At 71.3% G+C, this 16,315-nt stretch carries 15 protein-coding genes; 9 read left to right on the top strand and 6 right to left on the bottom strand.

What is annotated here, in order from left to right; translation table 11 throughout:
* Positions 1-140 precede the first annotated feature (140 nt).
* Positions 141-617, top strand: coding sequence for a hypothetical protein (locus AB0I06_RS10780; RefSeq protein WP_363118424.1), 477 nt, complete (start codon positions 141-143; stop codon positions 615-617).
* On the opposite strand, the gene AB0I06_RS10775 is transcribed toward AB0I06_RS10780, so the two are convergent.
* The 4 genes from AB0I06_RS10775 to AB0I06_RS10760 all read right to left on the bottom strand — a co-directional run bounded on the left by AB0I06_RS10775 (position 586) and on the right by AB0I06_RS10760 (position 3,326).
* A complete protein-coding gene (locus AB0I06_RS10775; RefSeq protein WP_363118423.1) occupies positions 586-1,206 on the bottom strand; it encodes a nucleoside triphosphate pyrophosphatase in 621 nt (206 codons plus the stop codon). The genes AB0I06_RS10780 and AB0I06_RS10775 overlap by 32 nt on opposite strands.
* Before the next feature lie 32 nt (positions 1,207-1,238).
* Positions 1,239-1,367 (bottom strand): hypothetical protein, encoded by a 129-nt coding sequence (locus AB0I06_RS10770; protein ID WP_107308373.1) that lies wholly within the window; start codon positions 1,365-1,367, stop codon positions 1,239-1,241.
* A gap of 110 nt (positions 1,368-1,477) precedes the next feature.
* Entirely contained in the window at positions 1,478-1,687 is a 210-nt protein-coding gene (locus tag AB0I06_RS10765) for an acyl-CoA carboxylase epsilon subunit (protein WP_363118422.1), read from the bottom strand.
* Between the two features lie 25 nt (positions 1,688-1,712).
* On the bottom strand, positions 1,713-3,326 hold the full coding sequence (locus AB0I06_RS10760; RefSeq protein WP_363118421.1) for an acyl-CoA carboxylase subunit beta: 1,614 nt from the start codon (positions 3,324-3,326) through the stop codon (positions 1,713-1,715).
* A 110-nt stretch (positions 3,327-3,436) separates the two neighbouring features.
* Here AB0I06_RS10760 and AB0I06_RS10755 point away from each other — a divergent pair, with 110 nt between their 5' ends.
* Complete coding sequence (locus tag AB0I06_RS10755) at positions 3,437-4,303, top strand: biotin--[acetyl-CoA-carboxylase] ligase (protein ID WP_363118420.1); 867 nt, start codon at positions 3,437-3,439, stop codon at positions 4,301-4,303.
* 262 nt (positions 4,304-4,565) lie between these two features.
* Complete coding sequence (locus AB0I06_RS10750; RefSeq protein WP_363118419.1) at positions 4,566-5,672, top strand: adenylate/guanylate cyclase domain-containing protein; 1,107 nt, start codon at positions 4,566-4,568, stop codon at positions 5,670-5,672.
* A 25-nt stretch (positions 5,673-5,697) separates the two neighbouring features.
* Here the strand turns inward: AB0I06_RS10750 and AB0I06_RS10745 are convergent, their stop codons facing one another.
* Positions 5,698-6,390, bottom strand: coding sequence for a hypothetical protein (locus tag AB0I06_RS10745; RefSeq protein ID WP_363118418.1), 693 nt, complete (start codon positions 6,388-6,390; stop codon positions 5,698-5,700).
* A gap of 248 nt (positions 6,391-6,638) precedes the next feature.
* Between AB0I06_RS10745 and AB0I06_RS10740 the strand changes: the two genes are divergently transcribed.
* From AB0I06_RS10740 to hutH, 3 genes are all read left to right on the top strand, one after another.
* Positions 6,639-7,439 (top strand): enoyl-CoA hydratase-related protein, encoded by an 801-nt coding sequence (locus AB0I06_RS10740; RefSeq protein ID WP_363118417.1) that lies wholly within the window; start codon positions 6,639-6,641, stop codon positions 7,437-7,439.
* A 90-nt stretch (positions 7,440-7,529) separates the two neighbouring features.
* Positions 7,530-8,678, top strand: a complete 1,149-nt coding sequence (locus AB0I06_RS10735; RefSeq protein ID WP_363118416.1) for a GGDEF domain-containing protein — start codon at positions 7,530-7,532, stop codon at positions 8,676-8,678.
* A 95-nt stretch (positions 8,679-8,773) separates the two neighbouring features.
* Positions 8,774-10,312, top strand: a complete 1,539-nt coding sequence (gene hutH / locus AB0I06_RS10730) for a histidine ammonia-lyase (protein ID WP_363118637.1) — start codon at positions 8,774-8,776, stop codon at positions 10,310-10,312.
* Between the two features lie 45 nt (positions 10,313-10,357).
* Here the strand turns inward: hutH and AB0I06_RS10725 are convergent, their stop codons facing one another.
* Positions 10,358-10,672, bottom strand: coding sequence for a hypothetical protein (locus AB0I06_RS10725; protein ID WP_363118415.1), 315 nt, complete (start codon positions 10,670-10,672; stop codon positions 10,358-10,360).
* Between the two features lie 109 nt (positions 10,673-10,781).
* Between AB0I06_RS10725 and AB0I06_RS10720 the strand changes: the two genes are divergently transcribed.
* The 3 genes from AB0I06_RS10720 (at position 10,782) to AB0I06_RS10710 (ending at position 16,269) form a co-directional block, all read left to right on the top strand.
* Positions 10,782-11,111 (top strand): hypothetical protein, encoded by a 330-nt coding sequence (locus tag AB0I06_RS10720; protein ID WP_363118414.1) that lies wholly within the window; start codon positions 10,782-10,784, stop codon positions 11,109-11,111.
* A gap of 285 nt (positions 11,112-11,396) precedes the next feature.
* A complete protein-coding gene (locus tag AB0I06_RS10715; RefSeq protein WP_363118413.1) occupies positions 11,397-12,647 on the top strand; it encodes an Ig-like domain-containing protein in 1,251 nt (416 codons plus the stop codon).
* Positions 12,648-12,960: 313 nt separating this feature from the next.
* A complete protein-coding gene (locus tag AB0I06_RS10710; RefSeq protein ID WP_363118412.1) occupies positions 12,961-16,269 on the top strand; it encodes a S8 family serine peptidase in 3,309 nt (1,102 codons plus the stop codon).
* Positions 16,270-16,315: the final 46 nt, after the last annotated feature.

The following is a 16,315-nucleotide window of genomic DNA, read 5'->3' as shown; positions in this document are numbered from 1 at the left end:
TCACGTGCTGCGGGCCACTCGGTTTCTTTGTCGAGTCCCTACGAATGGCCCAATGATTCTTTGCCCGCCGCCGGACCCTTGTCCCGCGGTTTACCGGTTAGTAGCGTTCGCGATGTCTTCAGACGGAAGAGGTGGGCCCGGTGATACGCAGGCCGGTGGCGTGGGTCGTGGCCGTGGTGCTGTTCGCCGAGGCGATCGGCGTCGCGGCGCTCAACTGGTTCCTGGGGGTCGTCGTCGACCGGCAGGACATGTCGCTGGCCGGGCTGGACCCGCAGATGATGTCGGCGTCGTCGAAGATCGGCGGGATCGCCTTCGGCCTCTACTTCGCCCTGTGCGGGCTGGTCGCGCTGCTCGTGGCGCTGCGGGACCAGCGCCCGGCGGGCTTCGGGCGGGTGCTGCTGATCAGCGCGGCCGTGGTGCACGGACTGCTGGGCGCGTTCACCTGGGGCCTGGTCGGCTGGCCGGCGTTCCTGTTCATGGTGCTGGTGCTCGCCCTGATCGTGCTGCTGCTGATGACGTACGACCGTCCGGCCGCGCCCGCCGACGCCGCGCCCGGGGGCGGGAAGAGCGGCGACGGCTCCCCGGTCACTTCTCCGCCGGCGCCCACAACTCCGTGATGCCCACGCCCAGTTCGGCCAGCAGGCGCCGGACCAGGGGCAGGCTGATGCCGATGACGTTGCCGTGGTCGCCGTCGATGCCGTCGATGAACGGGGCCGAGCGGCCGTCCAGGGTGAACGCCCCGGCGACGTAGAGGGGTTCGCCGGAGGCGACGTAGGCGGCGATCTCCTCGTCGGTGGGCTCACCGAAGTGGACGACCGTGGAGGCGGTGGCGGAGACGTGGCGGCCGGTGAGCGTGTCGTAGACGCAGTGGCCGGTCTGGAGGGTGCCGGCCCGGCCGCGCATCGACTTCCAGCGCGCGGTGGCCTCCTCGGCGTCCGCGGGCTTGCCGAGCGCCTGGCCGTCCAGGTCGAGCACCGAGTCGCAGCCGATCACGAGCGCGCCCTTGACCTCCGGACGGGCCGCCACGACGGAGGCCTTCGCCTCGGCCAGGGCGAGCGCCAGCTCGGCGGGGGTGGGGGCGGTGACGGCGTCCTCGTCGACGCCGCTCACGATGACCTCGGGGGCGAGGCCGGCCTGGCGGAGCAGTCCGAGCCGGGCGGGGGACTGCGAGGCGAGGACGAGTCGGCGGCGCGGCTGATCTGTCATGCGTTCAGCGTATCGGCGTCACCGGGCGCCTCTCACCTCACGCCGATCACGATCATCGCCAGCACCATGGCCAGGGCCAGGAGAACGCTCAGCCGCCGCAGCATGCCCTGCATGTCACGCAGTTCTTCGGGCGGTTCGTTCTCGGGGTCGGACCACAGCATGCCACCAGCGTGCGGCCTGGCAGGGCGGGGCGCCTGAGTAGGGGTACTCAAATCGGCGCCCCGCGTTGTTCCGCCGTGCGCGGTTCCCCGCGCCCCTGGGGGCGGGGGCTCTAGCCCGGCCAGTAGGTCCGGCCCCACGCCGCCGGCCCCGGCTGGGGCAGGCGGTGGGCCGCGATGCGGGACGGGTCGGACCAGGAGTCGCGGGTGGCGGACGCGCCGGGCGGCGTCACCGCAGCCGCCGCGGCGCGGGCCCTGACCACCGCCAGGGCGGCGGCCAGCTCCTCCGGGGTCGGGTTGCCCCGTACGACTTTGATCGTCATGTGGGCCTCCTGGGCTCGCTGCGGGCTAGAGGGGGATGTTGCCGTGCTTCTTCGGAGGCAGGGATTCCCGCTTCGTACGCAGTTGACGCAGACCCCGTACGACGTGCCGGCGGGTGTCGGACGGCAGGATCACGGCGTCGATGTAGCCGCGCTCGGCCGCCACGTAGGGGTTGAGGAGGGCGTCCTCGTACTCCTGGATGAGCCGCGCCCGGACCGCCTCGGCGTTCTCGGGGCCTTCCCCGGCCGCCTCGGCCTCCGCGATGGTGCGGCGGTGCAGGATGTTGACCGCGCCCTGGGCGCCCATGACGGCGATCTGGGCGGTGGGCCAGGCGAGGTTGAGGTCGGCGCCCAGGTGCTTGGAGCCCATGACGTCGTAGGCGCCGCCGAATGCCTTGCGGGTGATGACCGTGATGAGCGGGACGGTCGCCTCGGCGTAGGCGTAGATCAGCTTGGCGCCGCGCCGGATGATGCCGTCGTGCTCCTGGTCGACGCCGGGCAGGAAGCCGGGGACGTCGACGAAGGTGATCACCGGGACGTTGAAGGCGTCGCAGGTCCGCACGAAGCGGGCGGCCTTCTCGCTGGCCTTGATGTCCAGGCAGCCGGCGAACTGCATCGGCTGGTTGGCGACGATGCCGACCGGCCGGCCCTCGACGCGGCCGAAGCCGGTGACGATGTTCGGCGCGTACAGCGGCTGGGTCTCGAAGAACTCGGCGTCGTCCAGGACGTGCTCGATCACCGTGTGCATGTCGTACGGCTGGTTCGCACTGTCCGGGACGATCACGTCCAGCTCGCGGTCCTCGTCCGTGACCTCCAGGTCGGCCTCCTCGGGGAAGGCGGGCGGCTCGGAGAGGTTGTTGGACGGCAGGTAGGACAGCAGCTGCTTGATGTACTCGATCGCGTCCTTCTCGTCGCCCGCCATGTGGTGGGCCACGCCGGAGGTGGCGTTGTGGGTCCGGGCGCCGCCCAGCTCCTCGAAGCCGACGTCCTCGCCGGTGACGGTCTTGATGACGTCGGGGCCGGTGATGAACATGTGCGAGGTCTGGTCGACCATGACCGTGAAGTCGGTGATGGCCGGGGAGTAGACCGCGCCGCCCGCGCACGGCCCGACGACCAGGCTGATCTGCGGGATGACCCCGGAGGCGTGGGTGTTGCGGCGGAAGATCTCGCCGTAGGCGCCGAGCGAGGCGACGCCCTCCTGGATGCGGGCGCCACCGGAGTCGTTGATCCCGATGACCGGGCAGCCGGTCTTCAGGGCGAAGTCCATGACCTTGACGATCTTCTGCCCGTAGACCTCGCCGAGGGCTCCGCCGAAGACGGTGAAGTCCTGCGAGAACACCGCGACCGGGCGGCCGTCGACCGTGCCGTAGCCGGTGACGACCCCGTCGCCGTACGGGCGGTTCTTGTCGAGGCCGAAGTTGGTGGAACGGTGCCGGGCGAACTCGTCGAGCTCGACGAAGGACCCCTCGTCGAGCAGGAGCTCGACCCGCTCACGGGCCGTCAGTTTGCCCTTGGCGTGCTGCTTCTCGACGGCACGGGCGGAGCCGGCGTGTGTCGCTTCCTCGATGCGTCGCTTCAGATCCGCGAGCTTGCCCGCGGTCGTGTGGATGTCGGGCTGCTGCTGCTCTTCCGGCTCGGACATCGGGATGCGGCTCCCTGCCTGCTCAAAAGGGGGGACGGTTACTCATCCGTAGAGTAGTGGGGGCCCTCCACATCGGCAGTGCGGCGTTTACCACACCTAGGGTGGCTTGCATGACGCCGCGAGATGCATCAGAGCCGAACGGAAGCCGGTGGTCCGACCTGGACCGTCCGCCCCTCAACATCACCGCCCTGCGCCGGGGTCTGGTGCGGGAGGGGGGACTGTGGTCGGAGGTGGACCTGGTGCAGCGCACCGGCTCCACCAACTCCGATCTGGTGGCCCGGGCGGACAAGGGCGAGGTGACCGAGGGGGCGGTGCTGGTCGCCGAGGAACAGACGGCGGGCCGCGGCCGCCTCGACCGCCGGTGGTCGGCACCGCCGCGCTCCGGCCTCTTCTTCTCCGTCCTGCTCACGCCGAGCGAGGTGCCGGTCGCGCGCTGGGGATGGCTGCCGCTGCTGACCGGGGTCGCGGTCGCGACGGGCCTTTCCCGGGCGGCGGGCGTGGACACGGCCCTGAAGTGGCCCAACGACCTGCTGGTCACGGTGGGGGGCGCGGAGCGCAAGGCCGGGGGCATCCTGGCCGAGCGGGCCGGCGACGACGGGGTGGTCATCGGGGTCGGCATCAACGTCTCACTGAAGGAGGACGAGCTGCCCGTGCCGACGGCCGGGTCGCTGGCGCTGGCCGGGGCCGTGAGCACGGACCGGGATCCGCTGCTGCGGGGCGTGCTGCGCTCGCTGGAGGACTGGTGCGGCAAGTGGCGTGCGGCGGGGGGCGACGCGGGAGCTTGCGGGTTGCACGAGGCGTATGCGGCCGGTTGCGCGACGCTCGGACGGGTGGTGCGGGCGGAGCTGCCGGGGGACCGGTCGGTCGTGGGGGAAGCGGTGGCCGTGGACGGAGACGGGCGGCTGGTGCTGGCGACGGAGGAGGGCGTGCAGGAGCCGGTGGGTGCCGGGGACATCGTGCACCTGAGGCCGGCGTGAGGCCCGGTGGGCGCAGCGACGGCCGGGGCGGGACGAGGGCCGGGTGCTTCAAGCCCGTCCGGCGATCGAGGACCAGGCCGTCCAGACCGATCGGGGGTCCAGCAGGCAAAGCCCCCTGGGAACAGCGGCACAGACGTCGAGTTCCTGTCCGACGCCGGGCACCTCACCCCTCGGCTCAACCAACGGAGTGAGCTGGCGCACACCTGCCGTAGAGTTGAGGCCGGTCGATACATGACCGTGACAGATCGGAAGGGCAACACGCGTGACCGTCGACGACTCGGGTTCCGGCGAGGACGCGCAGGGCGCCGACTCCGGCGAGGATCCGCTCGCCCTGCGCCTCGAAGGGCTCATCCTGGGCGCCGAGCGCCGCTACACCCCGTTTCAGGCGGCCCGCAGCGCCGGTGTCTCCATGGAGCTGGCCTCCCGCTTCTGGCGGGCCATGGGCTTCGCCGACATCGGCCAGGCCAGGGCCCTCACGGAGGCGGACGTCCTCGCGCTGCGGCGCCTGGCCGGTCTCGTCGAGGCGGGGCTGCTGAGCGAGGCGATGGCCGTCCAGGTGGCCCGGTCCACGGGCCAGACCACCGCGCGGCTCGCCGAGTGGCAGATCGACTCCTTCCTGGAGGGCCTGACCGAGCCGCCCGAGCCGGGCATGACCCGCACCGAGGTGACGTACCCGATCGTCGAGCTGCTCCTGCCCGAGCTGGAGGAGTTCCTGGTCTACGTCTGGCGCCGGCAGCTCGCCGCGTCGGCCGGGCGGGTCGTGCAGGCGGCCGACGACGAGGAGATGGTCGACCGGCGCCTCGCCGTCGGCTTCGCCGACCTGGTCGGGTTCACGCGGCTGACCCGCCGCATGGAGGAGGAGGAGCTCGGCGAGCTGGTCGAGGCCTTCGAGACCACGGCCGCCGACCTGGTTGCCGCGAACGGCGGGCGACTGATCAAGACCCTCGGCGACGAGGTGCTGTACGCCGCGGACGACGCCGGAACGGCCGCCGAGATCGCCCTGCGGCTGATCGAGACGATGGCGCACGACGAGACGATGCCGGAGCTGCGCGTCGGCATGGCGTTCGGCACGGTCACCACCCGTATGGGTGATGTGTTCGGTACGACGGTGAACCTGGCCTCCCGGCTCACGTCGATAGCTCCCAAGGACGCCGTCCTGGTCGACACCGCCTTCGCCGAGGAGCTGATCCGCACGCAGGACGCCCCGGCCTCCGAGGCGGAGGCGGCCGAGGAGGCCGCGGCGGCGGAGAAGGAGGGCGAGGAGCCCCCGGTGTACCGGTTCGGGTTGCAGCCGATGTGGCAGCGGCCGGTGCGCGGGCTCGGCGTGGTGGAGCCGTGGCTGCTCACGCGCCGGGACGGCGCACCGTAGCCACGGGCCCCTCGGCCGTCCTTCATCAGCGGCCCAGGGGGGAGTCCACGCAGACGCCGACGACCGGCACGCACAGGCCGGGGTCGTGCGGCTGCTCGGGCTCGTCGGGCCGGGGTGCGGGGGCGGGGGTGGCCCGGCTGGGGGGTGTCGTCCCGGTCGGTGGTGCGGGCGGTGCGGGGCGCGGGGTGCCGCCGCCCGAAGCCCTCGGGGCCGGGGCCCGATCCGCGGTGTTCGGCGTGTCGGGGATGGTCGTGGGCGCGGGGCCGGTGGCCGCGGAGGTCACGGGCGTGCCGGTCGCGGCGGCAGGGGACGGCCGGGCCCCCTCGGTGCCGCCCCGGGACGGGGCCGGGCCGCCCAGGGTCGTGGGTGACGACGGACCGGCCTGAGGAAGGGCCGGGAAGGTCGCGGCGGTGTGAGTGGTGTCGTCCGTGGCACTGGTGACCGGGTCCGGACGGGCCCCGGCCTCGACGGGGCCGGTGTCCGTACCGGGGCCGGAGGTCAGACGCAGCAGGCTCAGGGCGCCCGTGGCCAGGGCGAGACCGCCGGCGGCGAGCAGGACCTTGCGGGGGCGTGGCTTGCGGTGACGGCCCCGGGCACGGGGAGCGAAGGGGCCGGTCTCGGCCGGGGCCGGCGCGTGGGGAGCGGGCGGCTCACGCCTGGTGGGCGGCATGGCGGCCCAGGTGCCTTCTCGCGGCCTCGCCGGTGTGTTCGTCGTCATCACAGTCCCTCCCCCCGGGACGGTCCCTCCCTGGAACGGCCCCTCCCCGTAGCACCCGCGCCCCGGTGCGCCGAGAGGGACGCACGCTATGCGCTCCCATGGGCGGTTGGGTCGGAGTTGGGGTGATGTCACTCGAACGGGTGGGCGGGGGTGGCCGGAAACCGGACCCGTCCGGCCTTTCCCGGGTCGGGTGCGGCTGCGATGATCTGAGCGTCGACCTTGTTAACCCGCGTTAACCGGAGGGTGTCATGAGTGAGGAACGGTTCGGGGAGTTCGTGCTGGTGCGGCGGCACGAGCAGGGGCATGTCGCGGAGCTCGTCCTCGACCGGCCCAAGGCCATGAACGCGGTGTCGACCCAGATGGCGCGGTCCATCACCGGTGCGTGCACGACGCTGGGGGAGGACCGGGACGTCCGGGCGGTCGTGCTGACCTCGACGCACGAACGGGCCTTCTGCGTCGGGGCCGACCTGAAGGAGCGCAACTCGTTCAGTGACGCGGATCTGCTGCGGCAGCGGCCGGTGACGCGGGCGGCGTACACCGGGGTGCTGGAGCTGCCGGTGCCGACGGTGGCCGCGGTGCACGGGTTCGCGCTCGGGGGCGGGTTCGAGCTGGCCCTCGCCTGTGACGTGATCGTGGCGGACCGGACGGCCGTGGTGGGGCTTCCGGAGGTCTCGGTCGGGGTGATCCCCGGGGGCGGGGGGACGCAGTTGCTGCCCCGGCGGGTCGGGGCGGCCCGGGCGGCCGAGCTGATCTTCTCCGCGCGACGGGTGGAGGCCGTGGAGGCGGGGGAGTTGGGGCTGGTCGACCAGCTGGTCGAGGAGGGACGGGACCGGGAGGAGGCGCTGGCGCTGGCGGCCCGGATCGCGGGGAACTCCCCGGTGGGGCTCCGGGCGGCGAAGCGGGCGTTGCGGCTCGGCCAGGGCCTGGATCTGCGGGCCGGGCTCGAGGTCGAGGACGCGGCGTGGCGGACCACGGCGTTCTCCGGGGACCGGGCCGAGGGCGTCGCGGCCTTCAACGAGCGGCGCAAGCCGCAGTGGCCGGGGGAGTAGGGAGCCGGACCGGCCGCCCGGGCCGAACAGGTCGTCCCCGTTCGCGTCGTAAACAGGTCAGTCTGGCCGGAAACTCCCTAGCCTGGAGTGATGGGTGAGGACAGACGGCTGGCGGCCGTCGTCGCGTTGGCTCAGGGGATGGCGGCCGCGCACGGGTCGCGGGAGGCGTGGCGCGCAGCGGCCCTCGGGGCGTGCCGGGCGCTGGGCGGGAGCTTCGCCGCGCTGTCGGTGTGGGAGCGGGAGCTCGGACGGCTGAGGGTCCTCGTGAACGTCGGCGAGCTGGCCGAGGGGGAGGAGGAGTTCCCCGAGGACGAGGCCTATCCGGTGCACCAGTTCGCGGAGATCACCGAGTTCCTGCACGAGCAGTGGGCCGGTGGCGGGGAGCCCGACGCGTGGGTGGAGACCGCCGAGGGGCTCGCCGCCGGGCGGCCCGGGTACTGCCACCAGCGGGTGGCGGCCCTGCGGCGCCGGGGCCGGGGCTGCTGCGTGGTCGCGCCCATCGTGCTGCACGGGCGGGCCTGGGGCGAGCTGTACGTCGCCCGGCCGGCCGGCGAGACCGTCTTCGGACGGGGCGACGCCGATTTCGCGACCGTCCTGGCCGCCGTCGTGGCGGCCGGTCTCGCCCAGACCGAGCGGCTGGAGGAGGTCCGGCGGCTGGCCTTCACCGACTCCCTCACCGGCCTCGCCAACCGCCGGGCCGTGGATGTGCGCCTGGAGCAGGCGATCGAGCGGCACCGCGGTGACGGAGCCGTCGTCAGTCTCGTCGTCTGCGATCTGAACGGGCTCAAGCGGGTCAACGACACCCATGGGCACGCCGCCGGCGACCGGCTCCTGGAGCGGTTCGGCTCGGTGCTGTCGCTGTGCGGGGCCATGCTGCCGGGGGCGCTGGCGGCGCGGCTGGGCGGGGACGAGTTCTGTCTGCTTGCGGTCGGGCCGTCCGCCGACCAGGTCGTGAAGGCGGCCGGTGAACTGTGCCGCAGGGCGGCGGAGTTGGAGCTCGGGGACGGGGTGGCCTGCGGGGTCGCCTCCACCGAGGACCCGATCGGTCCTGTGCGCTCGGCCCGGCGGCTGTTCCGTCTGGCCGACGCCGCCCAGTACCGGGCCAAGGCCGAGCGGGCGAACCGGCCGGTCGTGGCCGGGCGGGCCGGTCCGGACGATCCCGTGGTGCGCCTGGCGGACGAACCGTCGCACGAGGCGGGCGGCGAGCGCCGGAGGTTCCGGGGCCGGCACGCGCCCTGACCCGGCCCGGCCGGTGTGACGCATTCGGTAAGGGGTGAACGGCGTCCCCAGTGGTGACATCATCGAATTCACTGCGTACGCTCCTGAATATGGATATGCACACTGTGGTGGTGGGGACGTCCGGGACGACGGCGTCCGACGTGCTCGCCGTGGCCCGCGGCGGCGCCCGCGTCGAGCTCTCCGAGGAGGCCGTGGCCGCCCTCGCCGCGGCCCGCGAGATCGTGGACGCCCTGGCGGCCAAGCCGGACCCCGTGTACGGCGTGAGCACCGGCTTCGGCGCCCTGGCGACCCGCCACATCAGCCCCGAGCTGCGCGCACAGCTCCAGCGCAACATCGTCCGCTCACACGCCGCCGGGATGGGCCCGGCCGTGGAGCGCGAGGTCGTCCGCGCCCTGATGTTCCTGCGGCTCAAGACCGTCTGCTCCGGGCGCACCGGCGTGCGGCCCGAGGTCGCGCGGACCATGGCCGACCTCCTCAACGCCGGCATCACCCCGGTCGTGCACGAGTACGGCTCCCTCGGCTGCTCCGGCGACCTCGCGCCGCTGTCCCACTGCGCGCTGGCGCTCATGGGCGAGGGCGACGCCGAGGGCCCCGACGGTGTCGTGCGCCCGGCCGCCGAACTGCTCGCCGCGCACGGCATCCAGCCCGTCGAGCTGCGCGAGAAGGAGGGCCTCGCCCTCCTCAACGGCACCGACGGCATGCTCGGCATGCTGGTGATGGCCCTGGCCGACCTGGAGGCGCTCTACCGGTCCGCCGACGTCACCGCCGCGCTGTCCCTGGAGGCCCTGCTCGGCACCGACAAGGTCCTCGCCCCCGAGCTGCACGCCATCCGCCCGCACCCGGGGCAGGCCGCCAGCGCCGCCAACATGCTGGCCGTGCTGAAGGGCTCCGGCCTGACCGGACACCACCAGGACGACGCCCCGCGCGTCCAGGACGCCTACTCGGTGCGCTGCGCCCCGCAGGTCGCCGGCGCCGGGCGGGACACCCTGGCCCACGCCCGGCTGGTCGCCGACCGCGAGCTGGCGGCCGCCGTGGACAACCCCGTCGTCCTGCCCGACGGGCGGGTGGAGTCCAACGGCAACTTCCACGGGGCGCCCGTCGCCTACGTGCTGGACTTCCTGGCCATCGCCGCCGCCGACCTCGGCTCCATCGCCGAGCGGCGCACCGACCGGCTGCTCGACAAGAACCGCAGCCACGGCCTGCCGCCGTTCCTCGCCGACGACCCCGGCGTGGACTCGGGTCTGATGATCGCTCAGTACACGCAGGCCGCCCTGGTGAGCGAGTTGAAGCGGCTCGCCGTACCGGCCTCGGCCGACTCGATCCCGTCCTCCGCCATGCAGGAGGACCACGTCTCGATGGGCTGGTCGGCGGCGCGCAAGCTGCGCACGGCCGTCGACAACCTCACCCGGGTGATCGCGATCGAGCTCTACGCCGCCACGCGCGCCGTGGAATTGCGCGAGGGACTGGCCCCGGCGCCCGCGTCGCAGGCGGTCATCGAGGCCGTGCGCGAGGCAGGGGTCCAGGGACCCGGGCCGGACCGGTTCCTCGCGCCCGACCTGGCCGCGGCGGACGCGTTCGTGCGCGACGGGCGGTTGCTGGCCGCGGTGGAGAAGGTCACCGGGCCGCTCCAGTAGGACGGCAGGGGCCTCGTCGTCCGGCGGGGCCCCGCCCAACGCCCGTCAGAAACCCAGGCGTTCCCGGCGCACCGAGTACGCGACGAACCCGGCGCCCAGGGTCAGGCAGAAGGTCCCGCCGATCACGTACGGCGTGCTGTCGAAGCTGCCCGTGTCGGCGAGACGGGTGCCGGTGACGGAGGCGTCCGCGGTCGTCGCCACGACCCTCGCCTGCTCCGTGACGTGCGGCGACGGGCTCGACGAGACCGCGTCTCTGACCGGGGAGTCCGACGTCGCGTTCGCGGACGGGACGAACCACAGGGCGCCCAGCAGGGACGCCGCGGCGGTGGCGGTCAGCAACGGACGGCGAGCGGATGACACGGAATATCGATCCCCTTGTGACGTCGGCGAATTGGCCGTGTGGGGCGATGTTAGTGAAAGTCGCGGGTCACGGGAAAGTCACGGGAGGACCTGGACGTACGCTCGCGCCATGAGCACTCCAGAGACATCACGTTTTGTACGGGTTCAGGTGGAAGTCGTTCTCGCAGTCGACGACGCGGACGCGGTCACCAAGGCCGCGCTGCGCAAGATCGCCGGCGAGAGCGAGATGCCGGAGACGGAACGGGCCCACGCCGAGGGCGCTGTGACGGAAGACACCGCGGAGGCCCTGGCCTATCTCGTGGACCCGTTCGACCTGGTCAGCCAGGTGCCGGGAGTGGAGCTCCAGCAGGCCTCCTGGAGCAGCGAGCGGATCGACTACGACCCCGATTCGCCGGACTGGGACCTCGACGAGGATGATGGCGACGACAGCGACGGCTGAGCTGTCCGGAACTCGTGACCCCGGGCGGCAACCGCCGCCCGGGGTCTCGCGTCTCAGACGGCGCACCGACCGCATCCGTATCGACCGGTCCCGTCCGTCACGGACGTGTTGATCCCCACACCTGCGCGACCTGGGGAACCGGACGAACCGGTCGTAGCGTTGAACGTTCCGGACGAGGACTGACGCGTCCCGGCGAGGACTCACCGGTCCCGCCGTGGGCACTCAGGTCCTTGACGGGGGACACTCGGGGTTTTGGGGAAATCGGCAACGATGGAGAAGCGTGTGATGACGGTCAGTAAGCGGCGCAAGGGCCTGACGGTCGCGTCCGCACTGCTCGGCGGAGTGCTGATGCTCTCGGCGTGTTCCGGGGGCGACGACAGCGCCTCCGGGGGCGACGGGGGTGACAGCTCCCAGTCGAAGGTCGACGAGGCCGCGGCCAAGAAGACCTCCGAGGCCCAGATCAAGATCACGCCGAAGGACGGCTCGGACAACGCCTCGATCAACAACTCCGCCACCGTCACCGTGAGCAAGGGCACGCTCACGGACGTGAAGATGACGACCGCCGAGGGCACCGAGGTCAGCGGCGAGATATCCGCCGACAAGACCAGCTGGAAGCCCACCACCCAGCTGGAGCGGTCCACCACCTACAAGCTGGCGGCCGAGGCGAAGGACTCCGACGGTCGCGTCGCCCATGAGAACGCCTCGTTCACCACCGTCTCCCCGGCCAACAGCTTCATCGGCAACTTCACGCCGGACGACGGCACCACCGTGGGCGTCGGCATGCCGGTGTCGATCACCTTCGACAAGGCGATCACCAACAAGGCCGCGGTCCAGAAGGGCATCAAGGTCAGCACGACCAGCGGCCAGGAGGTTGCCTGCCACTGGTTCAACGCCAACCGCATGGACTGCCGGCCCGAGGACTACTGGAAGGAAGGCTCCACCGTCACGCTGAAGCTCGCGCTCGACGGCGTCGAGGGAGCCGAGGGCGTCTTCGGCGTCCAGCAGAAGACGGTCACCTTCAAGATCGGCCGCAACCAGGTCTCGTACGTCGACGCGAAGACCAAGAAGATGAAGATCACGCAGGACGGCAAGGTCGTCCGCACGATCCCGATCTCCGCCGGCTCGCCCGAGAACAAGACCTACGAGGGCGTCATGGTGATGTCCGAGAAGTTCAAGGAGACGCGCATGAACGGCGCGACCGTGGGCTTCACGGACGACGACGGCAAGGGCGAGTACGACATCAAGGACGTGCCGCACGCCATCCGCCTCTCCAGCTCCGGCACGTTCATCCACGGCAACTACTGGGGCGCGAAGTCCATCTTCGGCAGCGTCAACACCAGCCACGGCTGCGTCGGCCTCCAGGACGCCAAGGGTGCCAACGACCCGAACACACCGGGCGCGTGGTTCTTCAACAACTCGATCATCGGTGACGTCGTGGTCGTCGAGAACACCGGCGACAAGACGATCGCGCCGGACAACGGCCTGAACGGCTGGAACATGAGCTGGGCCGACTGGAAGGCCGGTTCCGCGGCCTGACGGTCCGTCGGCTCCGCTGAACGAAGGGCCGCTGCCCACCCCGGACGAGGGGCCGGCAGCGGCCCTTCGCTCGTCCCTCGGGTCCGGATCGGCGTCAAGGAGAACACCCGCGCGCAACCATGCGGCCCTGTAACGGGGTTCCGACGACCGTGTAACAGTCGGCCGACGGAATTCTTACCGTCCTCTCATCTATTGAGCGCCTGATCACCCCTCGGCATACTGCGTATTCCGGGGGGTGTACGGGCATGCGTACGAGACCACCCCCGGCCGGGTGAACGGGGAAATTCACCCGGTTCTTCTGCAAGGGGGAAACTTGCGCAGACAAGTGAAAAGGGCGTACGCCGCCACAGTCGCCACTGCGGCGGCCGTGGCTCTGGCGGCGGGCATGACCAGCCCGGCGTCGGCCGACGGCGAACAGGCGGCAGCGGCCGCCCAGCCGGCGTCCCTGACCGCCAAGCACCGCGTCACACTGATCACCGGCGACCGGGTCGTCCTGGACGCCAAGGGCCGTGTCATCGGCCTGGAGCACGCCAAGGGCCGGGAGCACGTGCCCGTCCAGATCCGCAAGCTCGACGGCCATACCCTCGTCATCCCGGCCGACGCGGCCCGTCTGGTCGCCACCGGCAAGCTGGACCAGCGGCTCTTCGACGTCACCGAGCTGAACAAGTCCACGACCCGCAAGGCCCAGAAGAAGGGCCTGAAGGTCATCGTCGGCTATCAGGGCAGCGCCGCGGCCACCAAGGCCGACGTCCGCGAGGCCGGCACCCTGAGCCACACGCTGAAGTCCGTGAACGCGGACGCGGTGCAGACGCCGCAGGAGGACACCCCCGAGCTCTGGGACGCGGTCACCAACGGCGAGAAGACCGCTGCCGGGATCGCGCACGTCTGGCTCGACGGCGTCCGCAAGGCCAGCCTCGACAAGTCCGTCGCGCAGATCGGCGCGCCCAAGGCGTGGTCGGCCGGCTACGACGGCAAGGGCGTCACGATCGCCGTCCTGGACACCGGTGTCGACGCCACCCACGACGACCTCAAGGGCCAGGTGGTCGGCGCCAAGAACTTCACCACCGCGCCCGACACCTCCGACAAGGTCGGCCACGGCACGCACGTCGCCTCCATCGCGGCCGGCACCGGCAAGAAGTCCGGTGGCAAGTTCAAGGGCGTCGCGCCCGGCGCGAAGATCCTCAACGGCAAGGTCCTCGACGACGGCGGGTTCGGCAGCGACTCCGAGATCGTCGCCGGCATGGAGTGGGCCGCCGCGCAGGGCGCCGACGTCATCAACCTGAGCCTGGGCGGCGGCGACACGCCCGCGATCGACCCGATGGAAGCGGCGGTGAACAAGCTGTCCGCCGAGAAGGGCGTCCTGTTCGCCATCGCGGCCGGCAACGAGGGGGACTTCGGCGAGCAGACCGTCGGCTCCCCGGGCAGCGCCGCCGCGGCCCTGACCGTCGGCGCGGTCGACGACAAGGACAAGCTGGCCGACTTCTCCAGCCGCGGCCCCGGTATGGACGGCGCCCTCAAGCCCGACGTGACCGCGCCCGGCGTGGACATCACCGCGGCCTCGGCCCCGGGCAACCAGATAGCCCAGGAGGTCGGCGAGAAGCCGGCCGGCTACATGACGATCTCCGGCACGTCGATGGCGACCCCGCACGTGGCGGGCGCGGCGGCGATCCTCAAGCAGCAGCACCCGGACTGGAAGTACGCCGAGCTGAAGGGCGCCCTCACCGGCTCCACCAAGGGCGGCAAGTACACCCCCTTCCAGCAGGGTTCGGGCCGGATCCAGGTCGACAAGGCCATCGCGCAGTCCGTGATCGCCGAGCCGGTCTCGGTGAGCTTCGGTGTCCAGCAGTGGCCGCACACCGACGACAAGCCGGTCACCAAGGAGCTGACGTACCGCAACCTCGGTACGAAGGACGTCACGCTGAAGCTGACGTCGACGGCCACCAACCCCAAGGGCCAGGCCGCCCCGGCCGGCTTCTTCAAGCTCGGCGCCACCTCGGTGACGGTCCCGGCCGGCGGCAAGGCCTCCGTGCCGTTCACCGCCGACACCAAGCTGGGCGGCACGGTCGACGGCGCGTACTCGGCGTACATCACGGCGACGGGCGGCGGACAGAGCGTTCGCACGGCGGCGGCGGTGCAGCGCGAGATCGAGTCGTACGACGTCACCGTCAAGCACGTCGGCAGGGACGGGAAGCCGACGGACGTCTACGACACCGACCTCTGGGGCTACGAGGGTCTGGGCAAGGAGCGTCAGTACCTGGCACCGGTCGACGCTTCGGGCACCGTCACCCTGCGCGTTCCCAAGGGCACTTACCTGCTGAACGGCCTGATCGCCGAGGACGCCGAGACGTTCGAGGGCGGTATCGACTGGCTGGTCCAGCCGAAGCTGGCCGTCACCAAGAACACCACGGTGACCATCGACGCCCGCAAGACCGAGCCGGCCGACATCAGGGTTCCCGACGCGCAGGCCAAGCCGCTGTCCGCCATGGTCGACTACGCCTACGATGCGGCTGGCACAGGTCTCGGCCTGGGGGTCGAAACGTTCCGCGACCTGCGCATGGCCCACCTGGGTCCGGAAGTCTCCGGGCTGAGTCAGACCTGGAGCGGGCAGTGGACCAAGGGTGACAGCGCCGAGTACAACGTCGCCACCTCCGCCAAGGTCAAGAAGATTCAGGGTGACAAGGTCCGGCACTTCAAGGCGAGTGAACTCGCCACGGTGAAGCACAATATGGGTGCGGCCGCGTCCGGCAAGACCGGCGACCTGTTCACTCTGGGCCTGCTTCCCGAGACCTTGTTCTTCGGTGTTCCCGTGGAACAGAAGCTGCCGAGCACCCGCACGATGTACCTGTCGACCTCGGACAAGATCCAGTGGTCGTTCGACTTCACGCAATACAAGGGCAAGGACGCGAACGGCGACCCGATCCCCGAGGCCGGATATTCGCTCGACCCCCAGACGTACAAGGCCGGCCAGAAGTACACCAAGACCTTCAACACGGCAGTGTTCGGCCCCCGCCTGAACGGCGACTTCGGTGTCTTCCGCAAGGGCAACGCCCTCTACGGCTCGCTGCCGCTGTTCGCCGATGGCTCCGGACACGCGGGCGCGTCCGACTTCACGTCGGTCGCCACGAGTCTCTACCGCAACGGCGCCAAGGTCGGCTCCAACGCCGACCCGCTGTTCGGCGAAGAGTTCAAGGTCCCGTCCGCCGACGCCGAGTACAAGCTGACCACGTCGGTCAAGCGCAGCGTCAAGGTCGCGGCGGCCTCCACCCGCGTCGACGCCAGCTGGACGTTCCGCTCGAAGAAGACCAGCGGCATCACGAAGCTGCCCGTCTCCACGGCCCGCTTCGGCGCGACCACGGGCCTGGACAGCAAGGTCCCCGCCGACAAGACCGTCAAGATCCCGGTCACCGTCGAGGGCGCGGCCAAGGGCGGCAACCTGAAGTCGCTGTCGGTGTACGCGTCGTACGACTACGGCAAGACCTGGAAGAAGCTCACCGTCAAGGACGGCAAGGTGAGCGTCAAGAACCCGGCGAAGGGGAAGGCCATCTCCTTCCACGCCAAGATCGCCGACAAGAAGGGCAACAAGTCGACGATCTCGATCTACAACGCGTACTACGCCAAGTAAGCGGTAGCGTCCGCGCGTTCAGGGCCCGTCGGGAGCTTCGGCTTCC

The sequence above is a fragment of the Streptomyces sp. NPDC050674 genome, from assembly GCF_040654575.1.
Taxonomy (GTDB): domain Bacteria; phylum Actinomycetota; class Actinomycetes; order Streptomycetales; family Streptomycetaceae; genus Streptomyces.
The sequence above is the reverse complement of the archived record's forward strand: the minus strand, read 5'-3'. Positions and strand labels throughout refer to the sequence as shown.